Source organism: Bacillus sp. FJAT-52991, assembly GCF_037201805.1.
Taxonomy (GTDB): domain Bacteria; phylum Bacillota; class Bacilli; order Bacillales; family Domibacillaceae; genus Bacillus_CE; species Bacillus_CE kandeliae.
This window is the reverse complement of sequence record NZ_CP147404.1, coordinates 1811843-1833681: the sequence shown is the minus strand read 5'-3', so window position 1 is coordinate 1833681 and position 21839 is coordinate 1811843. Positions and strand designations below refer to the sequence as shown.

The window sequence follows — 21839 nt, the reverse complement described above, 5'->3', positions numbered from 1 at the left end:
TATGAAGAACTTGCTATTATTTGCGATTGTCGTGTTGCTTGCTGTTGTGCCACTTGTGATGAATAAAGATGCTGAATTCCTTGGGGCAGATGGAGAAGCTGAAGCAGCGATCACCGAAATTAGTCCAGATTATAAACCATGGGTTGATGTTATTTGGGAGCCGCCAAGTGGAGAAGTAGAAAGCTTATTATTTGCTTTGCAAGCAGCTGGTGGGGCGCTGTTTATTGGCTACTTTATTGGAGCAGGACGTGCAAGAAAAAAATTAGAAGAGAAATATGGCCATAAAAGCTGATGTTAATCGATTATTATGCCAATCATAGCCGGCTTTCTCACCTGCATCCAGGTGAAAAAGCCGCTTTTGCTTTTTCGCATTTATTGTTGGTGCTGTTAAATAAAGAGATCGCCTTATCCATATACGTCTTTATTTTAATGGGTACTGCCACCGTATATTATGCGAAGATTCCATTTCGAACGTATGGGAAGTTGCTTCTGTTACCACTTTTATTTTTACTATTAAGCTTATTTCCGTTACTCCTGTCATTTGCACGTGATGGATCAGAAGTAGAGGCAATGGTGCAAACGACAAGCATCGCAGGGTGGTTTATGTATGTCTCTTATTCATCGATTCATCAGGCTACTTTATTATGTTTCTCTGCTTATGCAGCGGTCAGTTGTATGTACTTCTTTATTTTAACGACACCGTTTCATGGGATTGCCACATTACTTCGCCTGTTACGATTACCAGAAGTATTTGTTGAGCTGACAGCGGTGACGTATCGATTTATCTTTGTCTTTATTGAAAAAGTGGAAGAAACATACAAAGCCCAGCGGTCAAGAGCAGGCTATGACGGTCTTCGCTCTACTTTTTCCTCTGTATCGATGCTTGTCGCTAATTTATTTGTACAAACGATGCGAGAGGCAAAGCATGTACAAATGGCGATCGATGCACGAGGGGGAAATGAGGTAGCAGCGGGACAAATGATTTCCTATCCGATCCGCCGAGATTTATGGGGAGTGACTGTGATTAGCTTTTTGATCTCATGTGCCGTTATGTATGTTTTTTAGGGAGGGAAGTCGGACGAGAATGTTGGAAGTAAATGATATGAGCTATGTGTATCCTGATGGAACAAAAGCATTGGATCAGTTGACATTAACGATTCAATCAGGGCGCAAAATCGCGATTTTAGGCAATAATGGAGCAGGGAAATCGTCGCTTTTTCTTCATTTCAATGGGTTGCTTCAGCCGACAGAAGGAGAGATCCGTTTTCAAGATAAGCCGCTTAGCTATAAACGGAAAGCGCTAAAAGAATTACGAAGACAAGTAGGCATCGTGTTTCAAAATCCAGATGCACAGCTTTTTTCTCCTACCGTGCTTGAAGATGTGATGTACGGTCCGCTGCAATTAGGCTATTCTAAACAAGAAGCAGAGCGTGCTGCCTTAGCGACTCTTGAAGTGACTGGATTAATGGAACTTAGAAGTAAACCGCCTCATTTTTTAAGTTTAGGGCAGAAAAAACGAGTAGCGATTGCTGGAGTCGCTGTGATGAATCCCAAACTACTCATTTTAGATGAGCCAACCGCGGGACTTGATCCTTTATACGCTAAAAAAATGATGGCGTTTGTGTCTGAACTTCAAGACGAAGAACAAACGATTCTTTTATCCACGCATGATGTCAATTTTGCCTATGAATGGGCAGATGAAATCATCATTCTTTATAATGGGAGATTACAAGCGTTTGGTCCGCCGGAGGATCTTTTTATGCAAAAGGATCTGTTAAAGAGATGCCATTTAGAGCAGCCATGGATCGTCGAAGTGTTTGCTGCATGGCAAGCGGCTCATCCGGATCAACCGACCACCGTTCCAAAAACAAAAGAAGAATTGCTTAGAATTATTCAAAACAGTTGAGCTCTCAACTGTTTTTTTCATTTTATTTTCAGTTTTGTTTTTTATAGTAAGGCTAGAAATAAAAACGGAAGGTGAGATGAATGAACAGAAACCGTAAATATTTGCCGATTATGTTAGCTTCTTCACTAGTACTCTGGCCCATACATACGACTTATGCCGATGATGATGAGTATGAGGAGCATGACTATGAAGAACATGAAGAGTATGAGTACGAAGATGATGATGAATGGGATGAAAACCAAGAAGCTGTGCAACCGATTATTGAAGAGACTTGGTATTCATGGTCAAGGTCTTCAGCTGTTGCCCTTGCCAATGAGCCGTTGCCGTTTATGAAGCAGCAAGAAGTGAAGCTACAAACGCCTCATGAAACAGCGATATCGATTGATGTCATTCCTTATCAAGGGCAATTGCTCGTTCCGTTACAGGAAACCGTCCAGTATTTAGGAGCAGAAGTGTATGAGTACAAGAAAAGTAAAGCGATTGAAGTAGTGGATGGAGACATCCATTTAATTTTTAAAGAGGGATCAAGAGCTGTTTATGAAAATATGGCCAAAACACCGATGCCAACCGCAGCCCTCAAGTTTAATGGAAGGGTGTACGTCCCTGTTAGTGTGATTGGCGGGGCGTTAGGATGGGATGTTAGTTGGAGCAATCAAACGATGGTTATGAAGAAAAGAGGGAGTATGAATGGCTAATTTTAAATGGTGGAAGTGGGCGGTAGGGATTGGCAGCGTTAGTTCTTTAGCCCTCTTTTTAAATGCGGTGCAAGGGGCGGAGGGGCAGAAGGATAAGGAACAAGATTATTCTGTGACAGAAATCAAGTCACTTAATTCAGAAGAAAGAGAAGCTAGGGAAGAATGGATTTCCACGTTAGATTGGGAAGAGGCTAATTGGGATGTAGATGCTTCCGCTCATTCGGCAACATTTATACCAAAAGGAGAAGGCGGAAGAGATCAGGCAGATCAGCGAACAAGGAGATCTTGAATATGAGAGAAGATCCATATTTATTTCGAGCGATGAATACAGAGGTTAAAGTCATTGGAGAATCTCCTTGGCAAGATAACTATAAAGAGGAGTTAAAGCGATGGTTTAAGGAGGTTGAACAGACTTGTTCACGGTTTCTGCCATCGAATGAATTAGATCGATTCAATAAAGCGACCTTGGGTACAGTAGTCAAAGTAAGTCCGATGCTGTTTGAAGTGCTAAAAAGGGCAATGCATTACTCAACAATAACGAACGGTTATTTTAATCCTTTAGTCGGCAAGAGTATGGAAAGAATCGGCTATGATCGCTCGTTTGAACAAATGGCTGAAACAGATGAAGGCCCCAATCTGGTCATTGAAAAAAGAGAAGCCTTTCCTTTTCAGTTTGCAGATGATGGTTGTAAGCTTCTGAAACAAACAGAACAAAAAGTCGATCTTGGTGGATTTGCGAAAGGATGGGCTGTTGATCAAGGAGCAAGGTTCATGAGGCAAGTAGGGGTTGCAGAGGGACAACTTAATGCGGGAGGAGATTTGGCTATTTGGGGGGATCAAGAGAAGCTCATTGGCATTGCACATCCAGAAAAAGAAGCAATTGATATCGCTCAATGTTATATGAACGAAGGAAGTGTAGCCACCTCGAACAAAGTATTTCGATCTTGGAGACAAGGCTCGATCAAAAGACATCATTTGCTCAATGGTCAGACGGGCTTACAAGCAGATAGTGATGTTGTTCAAGCAACCGTTTTTGCTAAAACAACAGCTGAATCGGAAATCATCGCAAAGGTATTATGCATATTGACTTTTGATCAAGGGTTTTCATGGATGCTCGATCACTTTCCGTACGCAGCAGCATTGATTATTGATGAAAACGGCAAAGTGAAAGTGAGTCACACAATCAAATATTATACAAAGAAGTTGATGTTGTAATGGAAATGATCTACACCACTTGGGAATGGATTCGCGCTTCAGGGATCACAGCTTATTTATTATTATTCATTTCCAATCTGGCCGGCATGATGGTGAAAGGAAAGATCGCTTCTAAAAAGGGACAACCGATCTTATTGAGCATCCATCAAACAGCGGGTTGGCTTGCTTTGCTACTTTCTTTATTTCATGCGTTTATGCTGCTGTTTGACCGCTATGTCACTTATTCTTTAGTTGAACTATTCATTCCGTTTACAGCGACGTATCAACCACTAGCCTCCTCAGCCGGAACGCTTGCTTTCTATATAATAGTGATTCTCTTTTTCTCTTCCGATGTCATGAAAAAAATAGGAAGAAAGTGGTGGAGATCGATTCACTTTTTAGCTTTACCTGCCTATTTCCTGGCACTTATTCATGGGGTACTGATTGGAACGGATTCAGGAGCTATGTGGATGATTCTCTTTTATTCGATGACCTTTATGATGGTTGTTTCCGTATTTTTTGTTCGATTAGTGACAGCTAGGCCATAAACCATTTTTTCTTTCTGCTTGCTTCTGTGTACAATAATAAGAAAAAGAAAGATGTGAATGACGTGTATATATTATTGGCAGAAGATGATAAAAAACTAGGCCGTTTAGTTGCTCACATGTTAGGGAAAGAAACGCATACCGTTGATTGGGTGATCGATGGAATTGCTGCCATTGACTATACCTCCTCGATTGATTACGACCTTGTGATTCTTGACTGGATGATGCCTGGAATTAGTGGCATTGATGTGTGTAAGCGGTTAAGAGCAACTAACTTTCAAGGCTTAATTATGATGCTAACAGCGAAAGACGATGTATTAGACCGCGTTGAGGGATTAGATGCAGGAGCGGATGATTACATTGTGAAGCCATTTGAATTCGATGAACTATTAGCAAGGGTTCGAGCGCTAGGGCGACGATCAAAGCTCTCCTTTACGGATAATGTGATCAAAGTAGGAGATTTGAATTTAGACCAAACGAATCATAAAGTTTGCCGCAAAGGAAAAGAAGTTCAATTAACGCCGAAAGAGTATCAACTATTACAACTGTTAATGACGAACGAGGAACAAGTATTACCTCGCGAAGTCCTTCTCGATAAAATATGGGGCATTGACGCCGACGTATCGGCCAATAATTTGGATGCTCTCGTCCGCCTAGTGAGAAAGAAAGTGGAAGACCCGACTGGCAAACGATTGATTCATAGTATTCGAGGGATTGGTTATAAATTGGTGAGACAGGATGTTTAATCGAACGAGAAAACGTTTAACGCTTTTATTTACTGGACTAATGATGCTTTTTCTGCTCGTTTTTATTGTGATTACGTATACGTTGTTATCTTCCTCCATTTTTCAAGATCAACGAGAAGCGGTCATTCGGCTTGTGCAAGAGGAGCGGAGGGAACATGGGAGCTATTTGTTGGAAAGTGATGTAAGTCGCCAAAAAGAACGTGAAGAAGATCATGAACATAGCTATTCTGATGTGCAAACCTTTTATTATATTGTGTCGAAAGACGGTCAATTATTGGATGCAGAAGACGGACTGCCTTATGCGACCCCTCTTTTTTTAGAGAAGATTCAAACATGGCGTCCGGATGAGTTAGAAGTACGTCGGGAAACGATCATCGATCAAAATGGAGTGGAAAAAAAGATATTATTTGCCGCTGAGCCAGTGGTAAAAGAAGGGGAATATGTCGGTTCCATAATTGCTGGTACAAATGTCACCGCACAGCAAAAAGTTTTGGAAAAATTATTAATGGTCTTAATTAGTTTAGTCGTTCTGTTTCTGCTCTTATCTTTATGGCTAGGCTACTTTATGGCTGGAAAAGCGATGGTTCCGATATCGCGTTCATTTCAACGTCAGAAAGAGTTTGTCAGTGATGCTTCTCATGAGCTGCGGACACCGCTTTCGATTATGCAGTCTTCCCTAGAGGTAATTGAAGCGGAAGATCAGCAACATTTGTCTACTTTCTCTCAACAAATTCTTCAAGATATGAAAGAGGAAGTGAAACGAATGACAAGGCTGGTATCTGATTTATTAACGATCGCTCGTTCAGATTCAGGCAAGATCGAATTTTATTCGACTGTATTTGATTTAAAGGAAGTACTTGAACAACTCGTTCGCTCTTTTGTCCCTCTTACGAACCAAACGGGCATTACTATGGAGGTTTCGGCTTCTTCCTCCATACTGATGAGGTCGGATAAAGAACGAATCACTCAGTTGTTATACATTTTGATTGATAACGCAGTTAAATACAATCAGTCTGGCGGAGCTGTTTACTTAACGATTCGTCGTGACGGAAAAAATGTTGATATTCTCATTCAAGATACAGGGATTGGGATTCCTAGTGATCAGCTGCCGCGTATTTTTGATCGGTTTTACCGAGTAGATAAAGCGAGGTCTCGAGATTTAGCCAGTAACGGGATCGGTTTATCGATCGCCAAATGGATTGTGGAGTCACACGGGGGAATGATTAATGTTTCGAGCGAAGTAGGAAAGGGCACGACGTTTCATCTACAAATACCAATTAAAGAATAACGGAGTGAAGACCATGTGGGTAAAGAAAATAGCCATAACAATAGCAACTACTTTGATATTGCTTTTTGTTAGTTCTCCTTCTTTCATCTATACGGCTCATGCGGATGAATATGACGGCGAAAGTCATAGTGATGAAGAAAATGAAATGATGAAAGAAGGCGGAGAATTGATTGGATGGGCAGGGATGGCCGGTTTTGGATTAGCAGCAACCCTCTTTCCGTTAAGAAAGCTCATTCAACCAGTGAAAAAGCGTTGGCCAGATAAAGCGGCTCATACAGCGAAAGCAGCTCGACTATCAGGGAAATGGCATATGTGGATTGGTCTTCTTACCTTATTAGTGGTAAGTGCTCATGGGGTGATCATGTTTTTGGCAGAACGGGAATTGGAACTAAGGGAATATATTGGAATCAGTGCTGCGACATTCATGGCAGGAGCTGCACTGATCGGTTATATCCTAGCCGCTAATAAAAGGTCAAAAGCCATCCGTTTTATTCATATGAGTATATTAGGAATAGCGGCTGTGATGACACTGATCCATCTCGCCCTTTCATAAATACATGCGGCACTGACCTTTCAGTGCCGCATATTGTTTATAGCGGAAAGATAGAAAAAGTAACATATAAACATAATTGGAGAATAATCAATCAATCCCGACAAATAATAAAGGGGATTATTCGAAAGGAAGGGATGCAAGATGACGTTGGAATGGTTTGACCGGGTCAGTGAAGAATTGCAGGAACATTTAGAGTCGATCTGTGAAAAATATGATCAAATTGGCCATATGGCTGTAGATCGAGCATCCAAGCATCCTAAAATAGAGTTTTTTGTAGAAACGGATGAAAGTGAAGGAGAGTATTTCTGTTCTCTATTTTTCGATCCGTATAATGAAGAATTTTATGTGAAAACGCTTGATTTGGATGTTGATTATATGTCTAAAACGATTTTACCAGATATTGAAGATATTATTGATGAGGTGCACGAAAGCTTCCATGAATTGATTGAAGGAATCGATGATCACTCTTTTGTGATGGATGATCTCAAGTCCGATGATGACAACTATGAGGAAATAGAGGTGGAGTGGACGACACCGGAAGTGACTGCCTATGCTCATAAGGATGAGGTGGAAGTCACTTATCAATTTGGTGTGGTTCAGGAAACTGGAGATGGGATATTGAGACGAACTAATCGCATTCAAACAATTGACGAAGAATTGCTAGAAGATGTAACAAATTTTGTCTTTAGTAAAGAAGAAGCTAATACAATTATCGCGATGATCGCTAGTCATGTGGACATTTTAAGTGAATTTGATTTTGAAGAATAGGGAGAGATGATTTTAGATCAGAGTCTCGTAATCGTTTAGTCCTGAAGTGATGCGGACAGGGGGTACCCCCTGTCCGTTTTTTTAATGACTTTATCGCTGTTTTGATCATCTTTAAATATGTAGATCATGAGCAAGAATATAAATATGAGTGATTAAAAAAATCATAAAAAAATTGAATTTTTCGTTGAAACAAGGGAAAATAATAAACGCGTCTTCTATTTAAATGTGAAATATGATGATTGCTCATATATGACATCAAAGAATGATAGTAGAAGAGTAGTTGAACCTAGATATAGGAAACAACACCAGTTCATTACCTTAATAAAGAGAGGCCTAAGATGAGAGATTGGTTAATACGGTTAAGAAAGAACAAAGGTTTAACACAAGCAAATATAGCGGAACAGGTGTTTATTGATCGTAGCTACTATACGCAAATTGAACAAGGAAAAAGAGATCCTAGTATCGGTGTGGCGAAACAAATCGCTAAATTATTACAGTTTCATCCATCTTTATTTTATTCGGAATTTTTAGATAGCCCTCTTGAGGAAGCGCTCAAAGATTCTCCAGTCATTGTTGCTCATTGTGATCGGCAATTAAGGTATACATGGATCTGTAATCCTCATCTCAATATCGATTGGGAGGCATGTATCGGAAAAAGAGACGATGAAATTATTATGAATGAAGGATCTATAGCCTTAATGAATATAAAAAGGCAAGTGATTGAAAAGGATATCATCATACGAAAGAGAATTTGGTTCCTGATTTCAGATCGAACCTTACTATATGATGTATATGCTCGCGCTTTAAAGCAGGAAGGAGAAATAATCGGAGCGATTACTGTTTCAACGATGCTAAAAAGTATACGGGGAGAATAGATATTTTTGAAAGTGGCAAAATGTCACAATCCATTTACCAAATATGTAAGTTTTGTTATGATTTATACTTAACATTACATCATGTGCAAAAATTACATAAAGTGCAGAGGTGAGTAGGATGAAAAGCAAATGGACCGATTCTGATTTCAAAAAATGGATTGATACGCTAGATGAACCGTATCGCTCGTACTTAAAAAGCAAGATGACAGAAGTATTAGCGCTTTTCATGGAAAACCCTGAGAAAGCTAATCTGTATGTTCAACAATTAAAAAATAACATGGAGCTTCAAAAAAAGAAATAATAAAAGATCTTTTCTTTTTCAGAGTTATGTGTTATATTTGTCAAGCGATGAGCTAATTTGCGTAAGTCGAACAACATGCCTTTACAGGTTAAACATCTGGATGTGGCCGGATGGTTTTTCGCCGCAAATACGTCAAAAAAGAGACTGTCACTAAGGGTTATTCCTTAATGACAGTCTCTTTTTGTGTTACATACATAATAAGCACTAACTAAACCAATAAGAAACAGTATGCATGAAAAGGAAAAGAAGGGGGGAGTGTACGCTAATTCAATGTTGTTCTTTCCTTGTTGAAGAGCGATCCCAGTAAACGCATAATTCGCTTCGTATATCGGTTGTTTCTTGCCATTGATTTGTAACTTCCATCCTTTTTCAAAAGGGATCGGTAAGGCCATAAATCGTTCCCCTGTTTGGTTGTTGTAATCGATCGTTACTTTGTTTCTATTTATATTTACTGTAGGCGATTGGACATCTTTGTTTACGACTTCTTCAAGCACTTGATAATCTTCTTCAAATAAAGTAATCGATTTCACCACGTAATTTCCTTTTGGCACCCGAATCGATATTTTTTCATCCTTTGGCACTCGAATCATTAGATCATTGACATTTGTTTTATAGATGGAATCGAAAGCTTTACGGGTGGTTTTGTAATCATTGACTTTTAACTCAAAAGGTAAACCATCGATATTTTGAATATGAAAGCCGAGATAATAATCAACGGTATTTTGATTAGGCTCTTTAGGAATGATATCAATTCCTCCGACTGTTTCTTGAACAGATAGTTTTTGATTTTGATACGTTCCTCCTATCGCTTCAATGGATGCTTGGTTGATACGATTTTTGACGGGAGCATTCCAAGATTGATGAGGAATCGTTTCATCTTTTAACACGATACCTTGAAGCATCGCATGCTCACGATCCAGCACAGAGCCTTGTTGTAAATCCTTTTCACTAAAGACACTCTTTGTTGTACGAGCAAATGGAAGAGGCAAGGTATTTTTATAAGCTACATAATTTTTTGTTTCTGAAAATTTTTGAAAACCATAAGGAATGTTCGCTTCCTGTTCTTTCGGTCGCACCCAAAAATTTGTTTGCAATAAACTATGTAAATTTGAACGATTGCCTAACGTAGCATAGCGGCTGACACTTTCTCTCCCCATATCAATTTGCAAATCATGCCAATAAAAAAACAATAATTCCTGATTTAAAATGCTAGAATACAAGCTCGTGCCATAAAACCTTTGAACAATGGGGGTATTATTCCGGGTCGGAATCATCCAGTCAATTCTTTCAAAAGGTTTTTTGGTTGCTTGTTGAATGTGATTCATTAATTGCTGTTGCTCGACACTATTATAGGAAGCGCTTTCTAGGAAGTCTTTCGACACTTTTTTTACTCCGGCATTCTCCGATAAAGTAAATTGATAGATATTGACGATGAGTAAGCTAGATATGATTAACCATCCTTGCAAACAACGTAAAAAGACAATCGATGTCTTCCAACGATAAAGCACAAGCAGTAACGCCGTCATCAATAATAGAGTGAAAATTATGTTCTTTACGCTTGCAACTGACATCATGGGGTCGATAAAGGCGGAACCGATCGAGTAAACAGTCAGTGAGGCGATCACAGCTAGTACAATCTCTTTAAAATAGACGCTTTTCAAATGATGTAAGCCAACAGCGATGCAACCGGCAACGGTAAATGATAATAAATATTCAAAGCGGTATTGCGGAGCGGAAAAGCCATTGAATGCACTTCCGGCGATCGGACTATAGTGTAGCAGGATCAAGAGAAAACTGAGATACGCGAACAGGCGAAACAATGAGTGCTTATAAAGCGATATAATCCATATAAATAAAATAAACATAGCTGGAAGAATAATATAACGACTCGCAAATAATGGCTGGTCAACTGCAGCAAAAACAGGAATTTCTGCTTCATAAGGCGGACGATGATTATTAAAGAAACCGTAGGCCGCAGGAATAAAAGAAATCGCACTAAGACAAAAACTAATCAAACCAGAGGTAATAAAAAGCTTGCACTGTTCGATTTTTCCTCGTTCATTGGCTGTTAAAGGAATCATCCAGCGAAAAACAATATACATGGCTAAGAAAAACAAATTAATGTAAGAAAAATAAAAATTATTAAATAGCATGAGAGATACGGTGAATATAAACCATGCCGGTGTACCCTCTCGAATGATTTTTTCCGTAGCAATGACGAGCAGTGGAATCCAAAGCATTGCATCAGAAAAAAATTCCCAAAAAACAACATGACGAAAATACATAACAGATAGGCCGTACACGACTGCACCAGTAAACGCCGCTGTCTTTTCAATTTGTAAATAACGGAAGACCCAAGTTGTGATAGATAAAATCAAGCTTAATCGGACGATACTCACCCATATAGCTGCGTCAGCCCAAAACTTTATATCAGGTGGGTCAATCACTTGAAACATTTCAAGCAGAAACACAATGATGATGGTGAGAAAGAATATAATGGATGTGGAGAAGTAATAGGCAAGCTGACTATAAAATCCTCCACCTAAGCCAAAACGAAAAGAATAGAAGAAATTTCCTTCCGTGTAGTGATCATAAATAAATTGCTTAAACGGCAGTATTTGAGATAACCCATCATTTGGACCCAGCATGTATCTTCCATCTAACGATTCTTGAAGGAAAAAAAAGTGAGCAGCTGCTGATACAAGCAGACTGATAAGTATAAGGAGCCCTATTGATTTTTTCTTCATGCATTGACACTCTCTTTTTTTAATATTTTTCCTGTAACGATAAATGTCACCGGCACCGACAAAAATAGAACAAGAATCGGCGTAATGGTACTGCTAATATGTAAATATTCAATAAATACATACATGAAAAAGGAGGTGATACAAAAATTGAACAATTGGGACAGGGGAAAGATTAAAAACTTTGATAACGTCGGTTTCACTTGAAACGTAAAGTAACAATTTAAGAAGAAAGAAATAACTAAGCTAGTCCCAAAGGCCACTACATGGGACAGCATATAATTCTGGTTCAATAAGGAATGAAGCAGTAAGTAGACGGCATAGTAATGAAAGGTATTAATTCCCCCGATAATGGCGAATTTGATAAATTCTTGGCCGGTTTTTCTCATAAGCGACTCCATTTCTAATATTTGTTTCTTGAATTAAGAATGGGGGCCGTTTCTTTGTTTCATAGTAAATACGGCCAATATATTCGCCAATCACACCAAGACTTAACAATTGAATCCCACCAAGAAGTAGAACAGCCGTAATGATGGTGAAGTAGCCTGGTACAGCAATCCCAGTCTTTAATATTTGGACAAAAGTGATGATACTATATAAAACAGACAGGCAAAGAATCAGCGCACCTGAATAAAAGCACAAACGGAGCGGACGGTTATTAAAGGAGACTAATCCATCTAATCCATAATTCATTAATTTACCAAAAGACCATTTCGTTTGCCCATTTTTGCGCAGAACGTTTTCGTAATCAATGATTTTTTGTTCCATGCCAATCCAGGAAAATAGCCCTTTTGAAAAACGTTGCCCTTCGTTTAATGATAAGACGGCTGTAATTGCTCGTTCACTAAGCAATCGAAAATCGCCAACGCCATCTTCAAGTTTGACATCAACAACTTTGTTAATTAGGCAGTAATATGTGGAGGAAAGAACCGCTCGAAGGGGATGTTCCCCTTTTCGATTTCGGCGTGCAATCACTTGATCATATCCTTCTTCCCATCCTTGAATCAGTGAAGGAATCAAATGAGGAGGATGTTGTAAATCAGCATCCATAATGATGACTGCTTTCCCGCTCACGTGCTGCAAGCCAGCGAAAATAGCCGCTTCCTTTCCGAAGTTTCGAGAGAATGAAATATACTTTACTTTCGATGATTTACCAGAAAGCAGTTTGATTTGTTTCAATGTTCGATCTGTACTAGCATCATTAACAAATACAATTTCAAAATCATAGGCCAGAGCAGTGAATTCTTTTTTGATACTTTCATAAATCAATGCAATGTTTTCTTCTTCATTGAAGGATGGAATGATGATTGAGACCTGATTCATATCGACAGACACCTACTTTATTGTATATTTGACGGGAATCGTTCTATTCCTTCTAGCTAGGTTTTCTAGTGTAGAGGTAGCTACAGAAAAAATCGCGTGTTTTTTGAAAATTCATATTTATATTAATATTAATTTACAGAAAGATACAAATATTGCTTTATTTTTTCACATCACCTTTGTATCTATTTTAATCAGAAAGAGAGGCGAATAAACATGAAAATTGAATTAAGTAACAAGCACAATCCTTATCAAAATGAGCAACTTATTGATTCATTTTTTGATCGACCAACTAACAAAGTGGTGGAAGAAACGATGTCTTTGTTCAATAAGTATAAGCATCGTTATCCTCGACCGAACCTTCAGCCCAAACGTCGCATTTGGTCATTTGCTCATTTATTGGAGCAAGTGAAGTCCTTTTTGATCGGAATCTTTATGCCGAAGGAGAAGGGGGAGTCACCGAGAGATGTGGACATGACAATAGATGGTCAAGGAAAGGTATCCCCGGATTGGAAGGGGCAATTGGATCAACACTTTCTTCACCTTCAGAAGAAAGTTCGCCAAGTGCATGTGACAGAATTTGGTGCAGTAGGGGATGGAAAAACCGATTGTACAAAAGCATTCCAACGAGCAATTGGTAAAGGGAAAGTGAAAGTCATCGTCCCAGCAGGAACATTTATCGTCAAAGGTATTCAATTGCCATCCTGGACTTGGCTCGTTGGTGAAGGCAAAGGCCAAACGATACTGAAACTGCATCAAGATGCTCCTAAAAGTAGCTGGTTGGTGACGAATATGGATCATAAGAAAGGGAATCATCATGTGTTTGTGCAAGAGATGAGTCTCGATTGGCATGTTGAGCGGCTTGGAGAAGTGGAAAGAACAAGTGTAGGAGGCAATCGCTCGAGCTGTTTAACGTATGCCAACGTCACTTATGGCTGGGTTAAAAATGTAGAAGCGATCAATCCAGGGCTTCATTGTTTTGATGTATCATCTACTCTGTACAATTATTCTGGTGATGGCTATCGGGCACGTGGGGGCAGTAAGTATATTTGGCTTGATGGCTTAAATGGCTATGGATTTGGAGATGACGGAATTACAACTCATCATAGTGACTACATATTGATCTCCAATTCTCATATGTGTGATCCTAGTGGAAAAGCACATAAAAAAGGATTTTCAAACTCTAATGGAATTGAAGTGGATGATGGATCACAAAACGTGCTGCTTGTTAATAATTCGACGGCACGCTGTTTTGGCGGAGTAGAAGTGAAAGCACATCATAATTCTTCAGCGGCTACAAATGTTCATATTGTTGGTCATCTATCAATCAATGACAACCGTTCCTTCAATTTTCGCCATATCGGTCATCATAGTAAACAGGACCCAGAATCAAAAACAGCATATAACATTACTGCTTCACGAATTGTGGCAATTGCTCCTGTTCGAACGGACTTATACCGTGACTCCAATCCGCGGGCGCTGGTCGTCTCTGCTTACAAAAATGTGGTCATTCATCAGTTTCACGCCATTGGGGACCCAGATTATGATTATCAAAGCCAGCCTATGATCGCGGTGCAATACCGTTCGCGAAATGTGTCGCTAAACCATGTGAAAATTCAAGGCTTTAAAACAGCCAGCAGTGATATTAAAGTTTTTGGCGGGGAACAAAAAGCGGATGATGTGCGAATTTGTCATGTATATATCAAGAACTCAGCTGCCAATGGCTTGACAGTCGGACCTGGTATTCAACAGATGCTTATTCGACATGTCCTAGCTATAAATGTCCATGGAGTTTGCGGCTGTAGCTTAGCTAGCGAGAATATTGAATTGGAAGAGTTTACCGCAACAGGTTATGACAAAGCGTATATGAAAAAATCCAATTAATAAAGACAACAGCTGATTCTTGAAAAATCAGCTGTTGTCTTTCTATCAATATGTATAAATTTTTATATTTTTGTAAAATTTATTAATCGATGACTTTGTATCGTTCTTTAGCTTCCATCTCAGCGATCTTTGTCAAAATAGAGTCCGCTGAGGCTTTTCCGTGAATATTTATACGTTTGACTAAGTACAATGAGTCATCTTTTTGGAGATCTAGCAATCCTGGTTCTGTAACCACAGTCATTTCATAGCCTGCTTTTTTGATGATTTCTTCGGAACTTGAGCTGTAAAGCCCATTTGGATAAGAAAAAGCAGTTACTGGCTTTCCAAGGCGACTTTCTAAAATGTTTTTACATTTAACAACATCGTTGAAGACGCGTTGTTCATATTGTTCATATGTTTCCACTTCACCGTTTACTACCATCGGTTTTAGCAGACTGGAATATTTTGTGTGTAGAATATCTGTGTGAGCTTGGAATAGCACTAACCCACTATCACTCATTTCTTGTATTTGTTCCCAGTTCATTTTAGGATATTCGCTAGGGTGGTTCTGTGGATTTTCAATATAGTCAGTAATAATAAATATGGTTGCTTTCATATTGAATTTTTTCAAAATAGGATACACATAAGTATAGTTACTTTCATACCCATCATCTATAGTAATCATAATGGGTTTTTGCGGCATGCTTAACTTCCCATTTTTAATATCTATGACGTCTTGTGTCGTTAATGTGGTATATCCATTTTCTTTTAAAAGCCTCATTTGTTCTTCAAATATTGCTGGATCAGCAATAACTCCATTTTGAATGTTTTTATCGAAATGATGATACATAAACACAGGAATCTTTGGAAGTAGAGAATTTTTGTTAGAATTGATATGTTGCTCTTCTTGTTGATTAGAATGAGTTGTAGGATTTGTTTGATGTTCTTCACGATGGGTAGGCTCAATGCTTGGTTTTTCACTAATGGTTTCACTTTCAATCTCTTGATTTTCTATTAATCTATTATTGTTGGCTAACACGTTTGAAAACAAAAGTAATAGAATAATAGTGGTTCCGCTAAAAATACTGACAATAACTTTTTTCTTCAAAACTATACTCCTTTCAAATTAAGTTTAAAATAATGGTGTTATTTTAAACGCTATTACCATTAAATCACAATAAAGATATATTTTCACCTAATTAATCCCAAATTACAATCAAGTACAGGAACTATCTTACACTATATAATTACATTTGTAAAATTATAATTACATTTGTAAAATTATAATTACATTTATATCAAAAATGTATCCAAGTCCTAAATTTTCTAGTATAGGAGTTATATAATAAAAAAGAGAGAAATAACTTTGAAGATGTTCTTAGTTAAGAAGATTTGCGGAAAAGGGGGTGGATTGAAAAATGGCTTGTTTTTGCCTATATTTATTCAAACAAGCTTACTTTGGGAGGAAGATATTATGAGTGAATCGAAGAAACAAACACATCCACTTTTTTATAAAATGGGTATGGTCTTAATCGTTGGATCAGCTGTCTTTTGGATTTTCCCCTTCATTATCCCTTTCCTATCTTTCAGCACGGCCATGAAAGCAACGTTAATTACCGGATCACTCATCTGTGCAGAAATCGTTTTTTGGCTAGGGTTGTTGCTTGTTGGGAAAGAAGCGGCTATGAAATTCCGATCGTCAAAAAGTATTCGAAAGTGGAAAAGAAGAAGGGAATAAAGAAGCTATCTTATTTAAGAAGACTTTACGAACGTTTGGCATAAAATGAGAATTTCATTTACTAAACGTTGTGCTGATTTTCTTTTTAAGGTGGTTTTTTCTTTTTTAGTAGATTGACTGCCAAAAAGGTTTATAATAATATAGTATAGCTAATTTTAATAAAAAGGGAGGTGTAAGGAATGGAGAGGCGAAGAAAAAAACGTAGACGGCTGAAAAGGCCTGTTCGGAATGTACTTATCGTTTTGTGTGTATTCATCGCAGCACTTATTGTTTATAATTTGACGATCAAACCAGATAAATCCTATACCGAAGAGACGGAAAATAAAGAAAAGTCTGATGCTGTTGAGGTTTCTAAAAATGAGCCGGTACAAACAACGATTAAAATCAGTGCCGCAGGAGATTTCACGTTAGGAACGGATGAAAGTTTTACATACGCAGGGTCGTTTCCTGATGAAGCGCAGAAAAATGGTCTGCCTTATTTTACTGCTGAGTTAGGGGATGTGTTTAAACAAGATGACTTATCCACCGTCAATTTAGAAGGACCATTGACGAATGCGACTGAAAAAGCGGTAAAGAAGTTTCGATTTAAAGGAGATCCTTCTTACGTTGAAATTCTACAGTTAGCGGGCATTGAATCGGTCAATTTAGCGAATAATCATACATTTGATTACTTGCAAAAGGGATATGACGATACCATCGCTACATTAAAAAAGAATAAGATTGGTTATTTCGGTTATGAAAATACATATGTGACCACGGTTAAAGGTGTAAAGATCGGCGTTCTTGGATATGAGGGCTGGGATGATACCGAGGAAACACGAGCTAAAGTCAAGGCAGGGATTGAAGAGGTCAAGAACCAAGGAGCAGAGATTGTTCTAGTTCATTTTCACTGGGGAGTTGAACGGCAATATGTGCCTACATCGTCGCAGCAAACATTGGCCCACTTTGCGATTGATAACGGTGCTGACTTAATTCTTGGTCATCATCCTCACGTGGTCCAAGGCATTGAAGAATACAAAGGAAAATTTATTGTCTACAGTCTGGGCAACTTTATGTTTGGAGGAAACAGAAATCCAAGCGATAAGGATACGTATGTGTTCCAACAAACATTCCATTTAACAGATGGTCAATTAACCGACAAAAAAGAAATCAAGGTCATCCCATTTTCAATTTCTTCTGTACCTGACAGAAATAATTATCAGCCTAAATTATTAACAGGGGACGAAGCAGTAAGGGTCAAGAATAAAATCATCGATGTATCCAACCAGATTCAAGGGTCTGATTGGACAAAATATGAAGTGCAGTAATGGAGAAAAGACGTTTCACGATCATGTGGAAACGTCTTTTTAAATATGTATCCCGCATAAACGGGCTGTAAGACTCCCACTGATTGAAGTTTTACTTTATTTGCATGTTTTTCTGTTTTGACTAATAGAAATGATAGAGCAGCATTATTATCAATAGTTGATCTTATACGTTGGAGGGAGAGATATGCGTATTTCCACACAACATTTACTACGAACAAAGGAAGAAATGATGAATGACGCTCTCGTACCCAAATGGATGATGGAAGAATATCACCATTTTCAGCGAGTGGTAACAGATCGAACCTTTCCATGTACATTTGGCATGACAGCGGAGACAAAAGGGGAGCTGCGTTATTCTTATATTACGCACGATGATTGGTCGAGCTTGCCACAAACTTTGGAGTCGTTCATCGCTTTATTTCATTCAGAACAGCCCCTCGTACGTCATGGCTTTTTCTTATTTGTGGAACCAGAAGAAGAAGAGAGGTCGCTGACTTATTATCGGGATTATTTTTGGGCGGTGTTACAGTATTTGCATGAAGTGGATACAAAACCGTGGCCAGCGGACTATCCAAAAGATCCAGATCATCCTTTATGGGCCTTTTCTTTCGCAGGAGAGCCATTTTTCGTTTTCGGGAATGCTCCCGCCTATAAGCAGAGGAAAACGAGAGATTTAGGCAATAGTCTTGTGCTTGGGTTTCAGCCAAGACGAATCTTTGATGGGTTAGAAGGAACGTCTATCAATGGAAAACTCTTGAGAGAAAAGGTACGAGCACGTGTAGAAAAATGGGATCGACTACCGAAGCATCCAAACATTAGTCATTACGGCGATCCCGAGCATCGGGAGTGGAAGCAATATTTTATAGGTGATGATAGCGTACCGATTATAGGAAAATGTCCGTTTCAACCGAAAGAATAATCGAAGGCTTTCCGAAGGGCGATAGCCTGATAACGGAAAGCCTTTTATTTGTTATTTCATCGCTTTTGTTGCTAAATCTTTATTCACTAATGTAGAATAATCGACCTTTTGTGGAAGCTCACCCGCGTTTTTCATAATCGTTTGAAGATTGTTCCATTCCTCCTCATCTAAAAGTGGATTTGTAGCAAAGCTATTTTGCGATTTATAACGCTCCACAACTGTAGCCATCAGTTCTTCAGACGTATCATCAAAATAAGGGGCAATAATTTTCGCTATTTCTTCCGCTGAATGTGTATCTACAAATAGCTGCCCTTTATAGATTGCTTTCGTAAAGCGTTCTAGCGTCTCATTATGTTTCTTCATATAGCTCTCTTTTGCCATAAAGGTTGTATATGGAAGTTTCCCCGACTCTTTCCCAAAGGAAGCAACAATATGCCCAATGCCTTCTTGCTCAAAGAGGCTTGCCTGTGGCTCAAATAATTGTACATAATCTCCTGTTCCGGAAGCATAAGCGCTTGAAATATTAGCGAAATCAATATTTTGAATGAGTTTTACATCTTTATGTGGATCAATGCCGTGTTTTTTTAGGGTGAATTCACCAGCCATTTGCGGCATGCCTCCTTTTCTTTGCCCTAAAAAGGTACTCCCTTTTAATTGTTCCCATGAGAAATAATCAGGCTTTTTTCTCGCGACAAGAAACGTTCCATCTGTTTGTGTTAGTTGGGCAAAGTTAATGACGCGATCTTTCGCTCCTTGAGCTTCCACATAAATCGAAGTTTCACTGCCAACGAGAGCGACATCTGCACTATTAGATAATAAATTCGTCATCGTTTTGTCGCCGCCCCAAGTTGTTTTTAAATCAATCGTAATTCCCTCTTCTTTAAAAAATCCCTTTTCAATCGCCACATATTGTGGGGCATAAAAAATCGATCTTGTGACTTCAGCAATGCGAATGGTCTCCATTTTTTTAGGCTCTTTTGCAGGGGAGCACCCACTGAAAAAGCCAACAGCCGCTACGACTAAAGCGATTAGTAAAAAGGATACCTTTTTCATCTTAATTCCCTCCTCGAAGAACGGGTTTTTATCTTTCTATATATATGAAAGGGGGAATCATAAATTGTTTTGTCCACGAAATTCACCCTTTTATCTTTCATTAATATATTGAATAGATAAGGGGGGATTTGTTGTGGTCCTTTTAAAGCTGCACTCTGTCAGTCAAACATACTTTTCAAAACAATCAACGACGAGAGCATTACAAAATATTCATTTAGCTGTAGAAGAAGGGGAGTTCATTTCTTTTCTTGGTCCAAGTGGCTGTGGAAAAACGACGATGTTATCGATCATTTCAGGTCTGTTAACTCCGACAACAGGCATCGTCACTTTAAACGGGGAGCCCATTGAGGGACCTCATCCGAAAATTGGGTATATGCTGCAGCAAGACTATTTATTTCCGTGGAAAACAGTGAAAGAAAATATTTTTCTTGGATTAAAGCTAAGAGGAATGAAGGAAGAATCGCATAAGGCATATACGTTGTCACTATTGAAAGAAGTGGGGTTAGAACATGTCATCGATCAATATCCAAGTCAGCTTTCAGGAGGAATGCGTCAACGCGTAGCATTTGTTCGCACACTGGCTACCGACCCGAAAGTTTTATTGCTGGATGAACCCTTTTCTGCACTCGATTATAAGACGAAACTAAAGCTTGAAAATCTTGTCTCTAAAATGCTGCTTGAACGAAATAAAACTGCTATTCTCGTGACGCATGATATTGGCGAAGCGATTGCCATGAGTGAAAAAATCATTCTCTTTTCTAAAAACCCTGGGCGAATTGAACGGATTTTTCTCGTCCCTGAAGTATTAAGAAACATTCATCCGTTTGCTGCTAGACAACATCAAGAGTACTCGGTGTTGTTCCAACAAATATGGGAGGAGTTGGAGCGCATTGAACAAAAGGAAAGTCAATAAGTCGTATGAAGAATACCTTCAACAAATAAAAACAGAAAAGCGCCAGGTAAGAGCCGTTCAATTATTGATGTTTGTTGTGTTTATCGCTTTATGGGAAATCGCTTCTAGACAAGAGTGGATCAATCCGTTATTATTCAGCTCTCCTAAACAAATATCTGTCTTATTGATCGAAAAAGTGGGAGATGGCAGCCTATTTTCTCATGTTGGCATCACGCTGTTTGAAACGATCTTTGGGTTTTTATTTGGAACATTATTTGGAACATTGCTTGCTGCTGTATTATGGTGGAATCCTTTTCTTTCTAAAGTATTAGACCCTTACTTAGTGATTTTAAATGCGATGCCAAAAATTGCCCTTGGTCCGATCTTAATTGTGACTCTTGGTCCAAATTTTAAATCGATTTTGGGCATGGGTATTTTAATTACTGTGATCATTACAACGATTGTGATTTATTCTGCCTTTAAAAATGTAGAACCAAACTATATGAAAGTCATTCAAACATTTGGCGGCTCGACCTTTCATTGTTTTAAAGAGGCGGTGTTACCCGCAAGCTTTCCTACGATCATCTCCACGTTAAAAGTAAATGTTGGGCTTGCCTGGGTAGGGGTGATTGTCGGTGAATTCCTCGTTTCTAAACAAGGGCTTGGCTATATGATCATTTATGGCTTCCAAGTGTTTAACTTTACGCTCGTCCTGCTCAGTCTTGTGATTATTGCCATGTTAGCAACAATCATGTACCAGCTTGTCGATCTGCTTGAACGAAAGCTGATCCGAGAGAGATAATATGGAAAAGAGACCGTCTCAACTACTTATGAGACGGTCTCTTTTTGATTCTATTGCTCCAGCAAGCTTTGCAAAGGAACGGTTTGCTCTTTTTCAGGATGATCGAGCGGATAAATTCTTGCTGTTTCACTTTTCGCGTCTACATCTTGAATGTAGATCGGCACGCCATTATACGTGACATGAACCATTTCAGGTGAAGCGGTAATTTCTGTTGCTCGTTGTGAATTCATGCTTCGTACCTCCTTCTGTATCACCTCATTTTATTATGACCAACAAGAAGAAAATCATTCGCTATTATATATTTCGAAAAATGACAAATGTAACGGAAAT

At 38.8% G+C, this 21839-nt stretch carries 25 protein-coding genes; 19 read left to right on the top strand and 6 right to left on the bottom strand.

From position 1 onward, the window contains the following. Position 1: 1 nt before the first annotated feature. The 13 genes from WDJ61_RS09315 to WDJ61_RS09255 all read left to right on the top strand — a co-directional run bounded on the left by WDJ61_RS09315 (position 2) and on the right by WDJ61_RS09255 (position 8871). Complete coding sequence (locus WDJ61_RS09315; protein WP_338749015.1) at positions 2–292, top strand: energy-coupling factor ABC transporter substrate-binding protein; 291 nt, start codon at positions 2–4, stop codon at positions 290–292. Continuing rightward, positions 292–1065, top strand: a complete 774-nt coding sequence (gene cbiQ / locus WDJ61_RS09310; protein ID WP_338749013.1) for a cobalt ECF transporter T component CbiQ — start codon at positions 292–294, stop codon at positions 1063–1065. The genes WDJ61_RS09315 and cbiQ overlap by 1 nt, the downstream gene beginning before the upstream one ends. Before the next feature lie 19 nt (positions 1066–1084). Next, positions 1085–1906, top strand: a complete 822-nt coding sequence (locus WDJ61_RS09305) for an energy-coupling factor ABC transporter ATP-binding protein (protein ID WP_338749011.1) — start codon at positions 1085–1087, stop codon at positions 1904–1906. A gap of 80 nt (positions 1907–1986) precedes the next feature. Then, the gene (locus WDJ61_RS09300) at positions 1987–2601 is read left to right on the top strand and encodes a copper amine oxidase N-terminal domain-containing protein (protein ID WP_338749009.1); all 615 of its coding nucleotides are present in this window, start codon (positions 1987–1989) and stop codon (positions 2599–2601) included. After that, positions 2594–2890, top strand: a complete 297-nt coding sequence (locus WDJ61_RS09295) for a hypothetical protein (protein WP_338749007.1) — start codon at positions 2594–2596, stop codon at positions 2888–2890. The genes WDJ61_RS09300 and WDJ61_RS09295 overlap by 8 nt, the downstream gene beginning before the upstream one ends. Before the next feature lie 2 nt (positions 2891–2892). Next, positions 2893–3816 carry an FAD:protein FMN transferase gene (locus WDJ61_RS09290; protein WP_338749005.1) on the top strand — a complete coding sequence of 308 codons (924 nt, stop codon included), beginning with the start codon at positions 2893–2895 and terminating at the stop codon, positions 3814–3816. Continuing rightward, complete coding sequence (locus tag WDJ61_RS09285) at positions 3816–4343, top strand: ferric reductase-like transmembrane domain-containing protein (RefSeq protein ID WP_338749003.1); 528 nt, start codon at positions 3816–3818, stop codon at positions 4341–4343. The genes WDJ61_RS09290 and WDJ61_RS09285 overlap by 1 nt, the downstream gene beginning before the upstream one ends. A 62-nt stretch (positions 4344–4405) precedes the next feature. Next, positions 4406–5086 carry a response regulator transcription factor gene (locus tag WDJ61_RS09280; RefSeq protein ID WP_338749001.1) on the top strand — a complete coding sequence of 227 codons (681 nt, stop codon included), beginning with the start codon at positions 4406–4408 and terminating at the stop codon, positions 5084–5086. After that, positions 5079–6374, top strand: coding sequence for a sensor histidine kinase (locus WDJ61_RS09275; protein ID WP_338748999.1), 1296 nt, complete (start codon positions 5079–5081; stop codon positions 6372–6374). Before WDJ61_RS09280 ends, WDJ61_RS09275 begins: the two co-directional genes overlap by 8 nt. Before the next feature lie 13 nt (positions 6375–6387). Next, on the top strand, positions 6388–6927 hold the full coding sequence (locus tag WDJ61_RS09270) for a hypothetical protein (protein ID WP_338748997.1): 540 nt from the start codon (positions 6388–6390) through the stop codon (positions 6925–6927). A 141-nt stretch (positions 6928–7068) separates the two neighbouring features. Further along, positions 7069–7695, top strand: coding sequence for a hypothetical protein (locus tag WDJ61_RS09265; protein WP_338748995.1), 627 nt, complete (start codon positions 7069–7071; stop codon positions 7693–7695). A 338-nt stretch (positions 7696–8033) separates the two neighbouring features. After that, on the top strand, positions 8034–8570 hold the full coding sequence (locus WDJ61_RS09260; protein WP_338748993.1) for a helix-turn-helix domain-containing protein: 537 nt from the start codon (positions 8034–8036) through the stop codon (positions 8568–8570). Positions 8571–8688: 118 nt separating this feature from the next. Then, on the top strand, positions 8689–8871 hold the full coding sequence (locus WDJ61_RS09255; protein WP_338748991.1) for a hypothetical protein: 183 nt from the start codon (positions 8689–8691) through the stop codon (positions 8869–8871). 164 nt (positions 8872–9035) lie between these two features. On the opposite strand, the gene WDJ61_RS09250 is transcribed toward WDJ61_RS09255, so the two are convergent. The 3 genes from WDJ61_RS09250 to WDJ61_RS09240 are packed head-to-tail and all read right to left on the bottom strand — an operon-like array spanning position 9036 to position 12938. Then, positions 9036–11618 (bottom strand): YfhO family protein, encoded by a 2583-nt coding sequence (locus WDJ61_RS09250; protein ID WP_338754632.1) that lies wholly within the window; start codon positions 11616–11618, stop codon positions 9036–9038. Continuing rightward, the gene (locus WDJ61_RS09245; protein WP_413789074.1) at positions 11615–12004 is read right to left on the bottom strand and encodes a GtrA family protein; all 390 of its coding nucleotides are present in this window, start codon (positions 12002–12004) and stop codon (positions 11615–11617) included. Before WDJ61_RS09245 ends, WDJ61_RS09250 begins: the two co-directional genes overlap by 4 nt. Beyond that, positions 11952–12938, bottom strand: coding sequence for a glycosyltransferase family 2 protein (locus WDJ61_RS09240; RefSeq protein WP_338754628.1), 987 nt, complete (start codon positions 12936–12938; stop codon positions 11952–11954). The genes WDJ61_RS09245 and WDJ61_RS09240 overlap by 53 nt, the downstream gene beginning before the upstream one ends. A 213-nt stretch (positions 12939–13151) precedes the next feature. Between WDJ61_RS09240 and WDJ61_RS09235 the strand changes: the two genes are divergently transcribed. Then, entirely contained in the window at positions 13152–14819 is a 1668-nt protein-coding gene (locus WDJ61_RS09235; protein ID WP_338754626.1) for a glycosyl hydrolase family 28-related protein, read from the top strand. 82 nt (positions 14820–14901) lie between these two features. Here WDJ61_RS09235 and WDJ61_RS09230 read toward each other — a convergent pair whose 3' ends face one another. After that, complete coding sequence (locus WDJ61_RS09230) at positions 14902–15906, bottom strand: polysaccharide deacetylase family protein (protein WP_338754624.1); 1005 nt, start codon at positions 15904–15906, stop codon at positions 14902–14904. A 303-nt stretch (positions 15907–16209) separates the two neighbouring features. Between WDJ61_RS09230 and WDJ61_RS09225 the strand changes: the two genes are divergently transcribed. The 3 genes from WDJ61_RS09225 (at position 16210) to WDJ61_RS09215 (ending at position 18762) form a co-directional block, all read left to right on the top strand. Continuing rightward, positions 16210–16536 (top strand): transporter suffix domain-containing protein, encoded by a 327-nt coding sequence (locus WDJ61_RS09225; RefSeq protein ID WP_338754622.1) that lies wholly within the window; start codon positions 16210–16212, stop codon positions 16534–16536. 179 nt (positions 16537–16715) lie between these two features. Next, a complete protein-coding gene (locus WDJ61_RS09220) occupies positions 16716–17843 on the top strand; it encodes a CapA family protein (protein WP_338754620.1) in 1128 nt (375 codons plus the stop codon). 184 nt (positions 17844–18027) lie between these two features. Further along, positions 18028–18762, top strand: a complete 735-nt coding sequence (locus WDJ61_RS09215; protein WP_338754619.1) for a YqcI/YcgG family protein — start codon at positions 18028–18030, stop codon at positions 18760–18762. A gap of 51 nt (positions 18763–18813) precedes the next feature. On the opposite strand, the gene WDJ61_RS09210 is transcribed toward WDJ61_RS09215, so the two are convergent. Beyond that, positions 18814–19815, bottom strand: coding sequence for an ABC transporter substrate-binding protein (locus WDJ61_RS09210; RefSeq protein ID WP_338754618.1), 1002 nt, complete (start codon positions 19813–19815; stop codon positions 18814–18816). Between the two features lie 133 nt (positions 19816–19948). On the opposite strand from WDJ61_RS09210, the gene WDJ61_RS09205 reads away from it, so the two are divergent. Beyond that, entirely contained in the window at positions 19949–20728 is a 780-nt protein-coding gene (locus WDJ61_RS09205; RefSeq protein WP_338754617.1) for an ABC transporter ATP-binding protein, read from the top strand. Further along, the gene (locus WDJ61_RS09200; protein WP_338754616.1) at positions 20706–21509 is read left to right on the top strand and encodes an ABC transporter permease; all 804 of its coding nucleotides are present in this window, start codon (positions 20706–20708) and stop codon (positions 21507–21509) included. The genes WDJ61_RS09205 and WDJ61_RS09200 overlap by 23 nt, the downstream gene beginning before the upstream one ends. Positions 21510–21559: 50 nt before the next feature. Here WDJ61_RS09200 and WDJ61_RS09195 read toward each other — a convergent pair whose 3' ends face one another. Continuing rightward, on the bottom strand, positions 21560–21739 hold the full coding sequence (locus WDJ61_RS09195) for an H-type small acid-soluble spore protein (protein ID WP_338754615.1): 180 nt from the start codon (positions 21737–21739) through the stop codon (positions 21560–21562). Between the last annotated feature and the right edge of the window lie 100 nt (positions 21740–21839).

Excerpts from the sequence above, each read along its gene's own strand:
- WDJ61_RS09265 (WP_338748995.1), top strand. The coding sequence starts at position 7,069 with ATGACGTTGGAATGGTTTGACCGGGTCAGTGAAGAATTGCAGGAACAT.
- WDJ61_RS09300 (WP_338749009.1), top strand. The coding sequence starts at position 1,987 with ATGAACAGAAACCGTAAATATTTGCCGATTATGTTAGCTTCTTCACTA.
- WDJ61_RS09255 (WP_338748991.1), top strand. The coding sequence starts at position 8,689 with ATGAAAAGCAAATGGACCGATTCTGATTTCAAAAAATGGATTGATACG.
- WDJ61_RS09275 (WP_338748999.1), top strand. The coding sequence starts at position 5,079 with ATGTTTAATCGAACGAGAAAACGTTTAACGCTTTTATTTACTGGACTA.
- WDJ61_RS09290 (WP_338749005.1), top strand. The coding sequence starts at position 2,893 with ATGAGAGAAGATCCATATTTATTTCGAGCGATGAATACAGAGGTTAAA.
- cbiQ (WP_338749013.1), top strand. The coding sequence starts at position 292 with ATGTTAATCGATTATTATGCCAATCATAGCCGGCTTTCTCACCTGCAT.
- WDJ61_RS09270 (WP_338748997.1), top strand. The coding sequence starts at position 6,388 with ATGTGGGTAAAGAAAATAGCCATAACAATAGCAACTACTTTGATATTG.
- WDJ61_RS09210 (WP_338754618.1), bottom strand. The coding sequence starts at position 19,815 with ATGAAAAAGGTATCCTTTTTACTAATCGCTTTAGTCGTAGCGGCTGTT.
- WDJ61_RS09315 (WP_338749015.1), top strand. The coding sequence starts at position 2 with ATGAAGAACTTGCTATTATTTGCGATTGTCGTGTTGCTTGCTGTTGTG.
- WDJ61_RS09305 (WP_338749011.1), top strand. The coding sequence starts at position 1,085 with ATGTTGGAAGTAAATGATATGAGCTATGTGTATCCTGATGGAACAAAA.
- WDJ61_RS09250 (WP_338754632.1), bottom strand. The coding sequence starts at position 11,618 with ATGAAGAAAAAATCAATAGGGCTCCTTATACTTATCAGTCTGCTTGTA.
- WDJ61_RS09235 (WP_338754626.1), top strand. The coding sequence starts at position 13,152 with ATGAAAATTGAATTAAGTAACAAGCACAATCCTTATCAAAATGAGCAA.
- WDJ61_RS09195 (WP_338754615.1), bottom strand. The coding sequence starts at position 21,739 with ATGAATTCACAACGAGCAACAGAAATTACCGCTTCACCTGAAATGGTT.
- WDJ61_RS09285 (WP_338749003.1), top strand. The coding sequence starts at position 3,816 with ATGGAAATGATCTACACCACTTGGGAATGGATTCGCGCTTCAGGGATC.
- WDJ61_RS09295 (WP_338749007.1), top strand. The coding sequence starts at position 2,594 with ATGGCTAATTTTAAATGGTGGAAGTGGGCGGTAGGGATTGGCAGCGTT.
- WDJ61_RS09245 (WP_413789074.1), bottom strand. The coding sequence starts at position 12,004 with ATGAGAAAAACCGGCCAAGAATTTATCAAATTCGCCATTATCGGGGGA.
- WDJ61_RS09260 (WP_338748993.1), top strand. The coding sequence starts at position 8,034 with ATGAGAGATTGGTTAATACGGTTAAGAAAGAACAAAGGTTTAACACAA.
- WDJ61_RS09215 (WP_338754619.1), top strand. The coding sequence starts at position 18,028 with ATGCGTATTTCCACACAACATTTACTACGAACAAAGGAAGAAATGATG.
- WDJ61_RS09220 (WP_338754620.1), top strand. The coding sequence starts at position 16,716 with ATGGAGAGGCGAAGAAAAAAACGTAGACGGCTGAAAAGGCCTGTTCGG.
- WDJ61_RS09240 (WP_338754628.1), bottom strand. The coding sequence starts at position 12,938 with ATGAATCAGGTCTCAATCATCATTCCATCCTTCAATGAAGAAGAAAAC.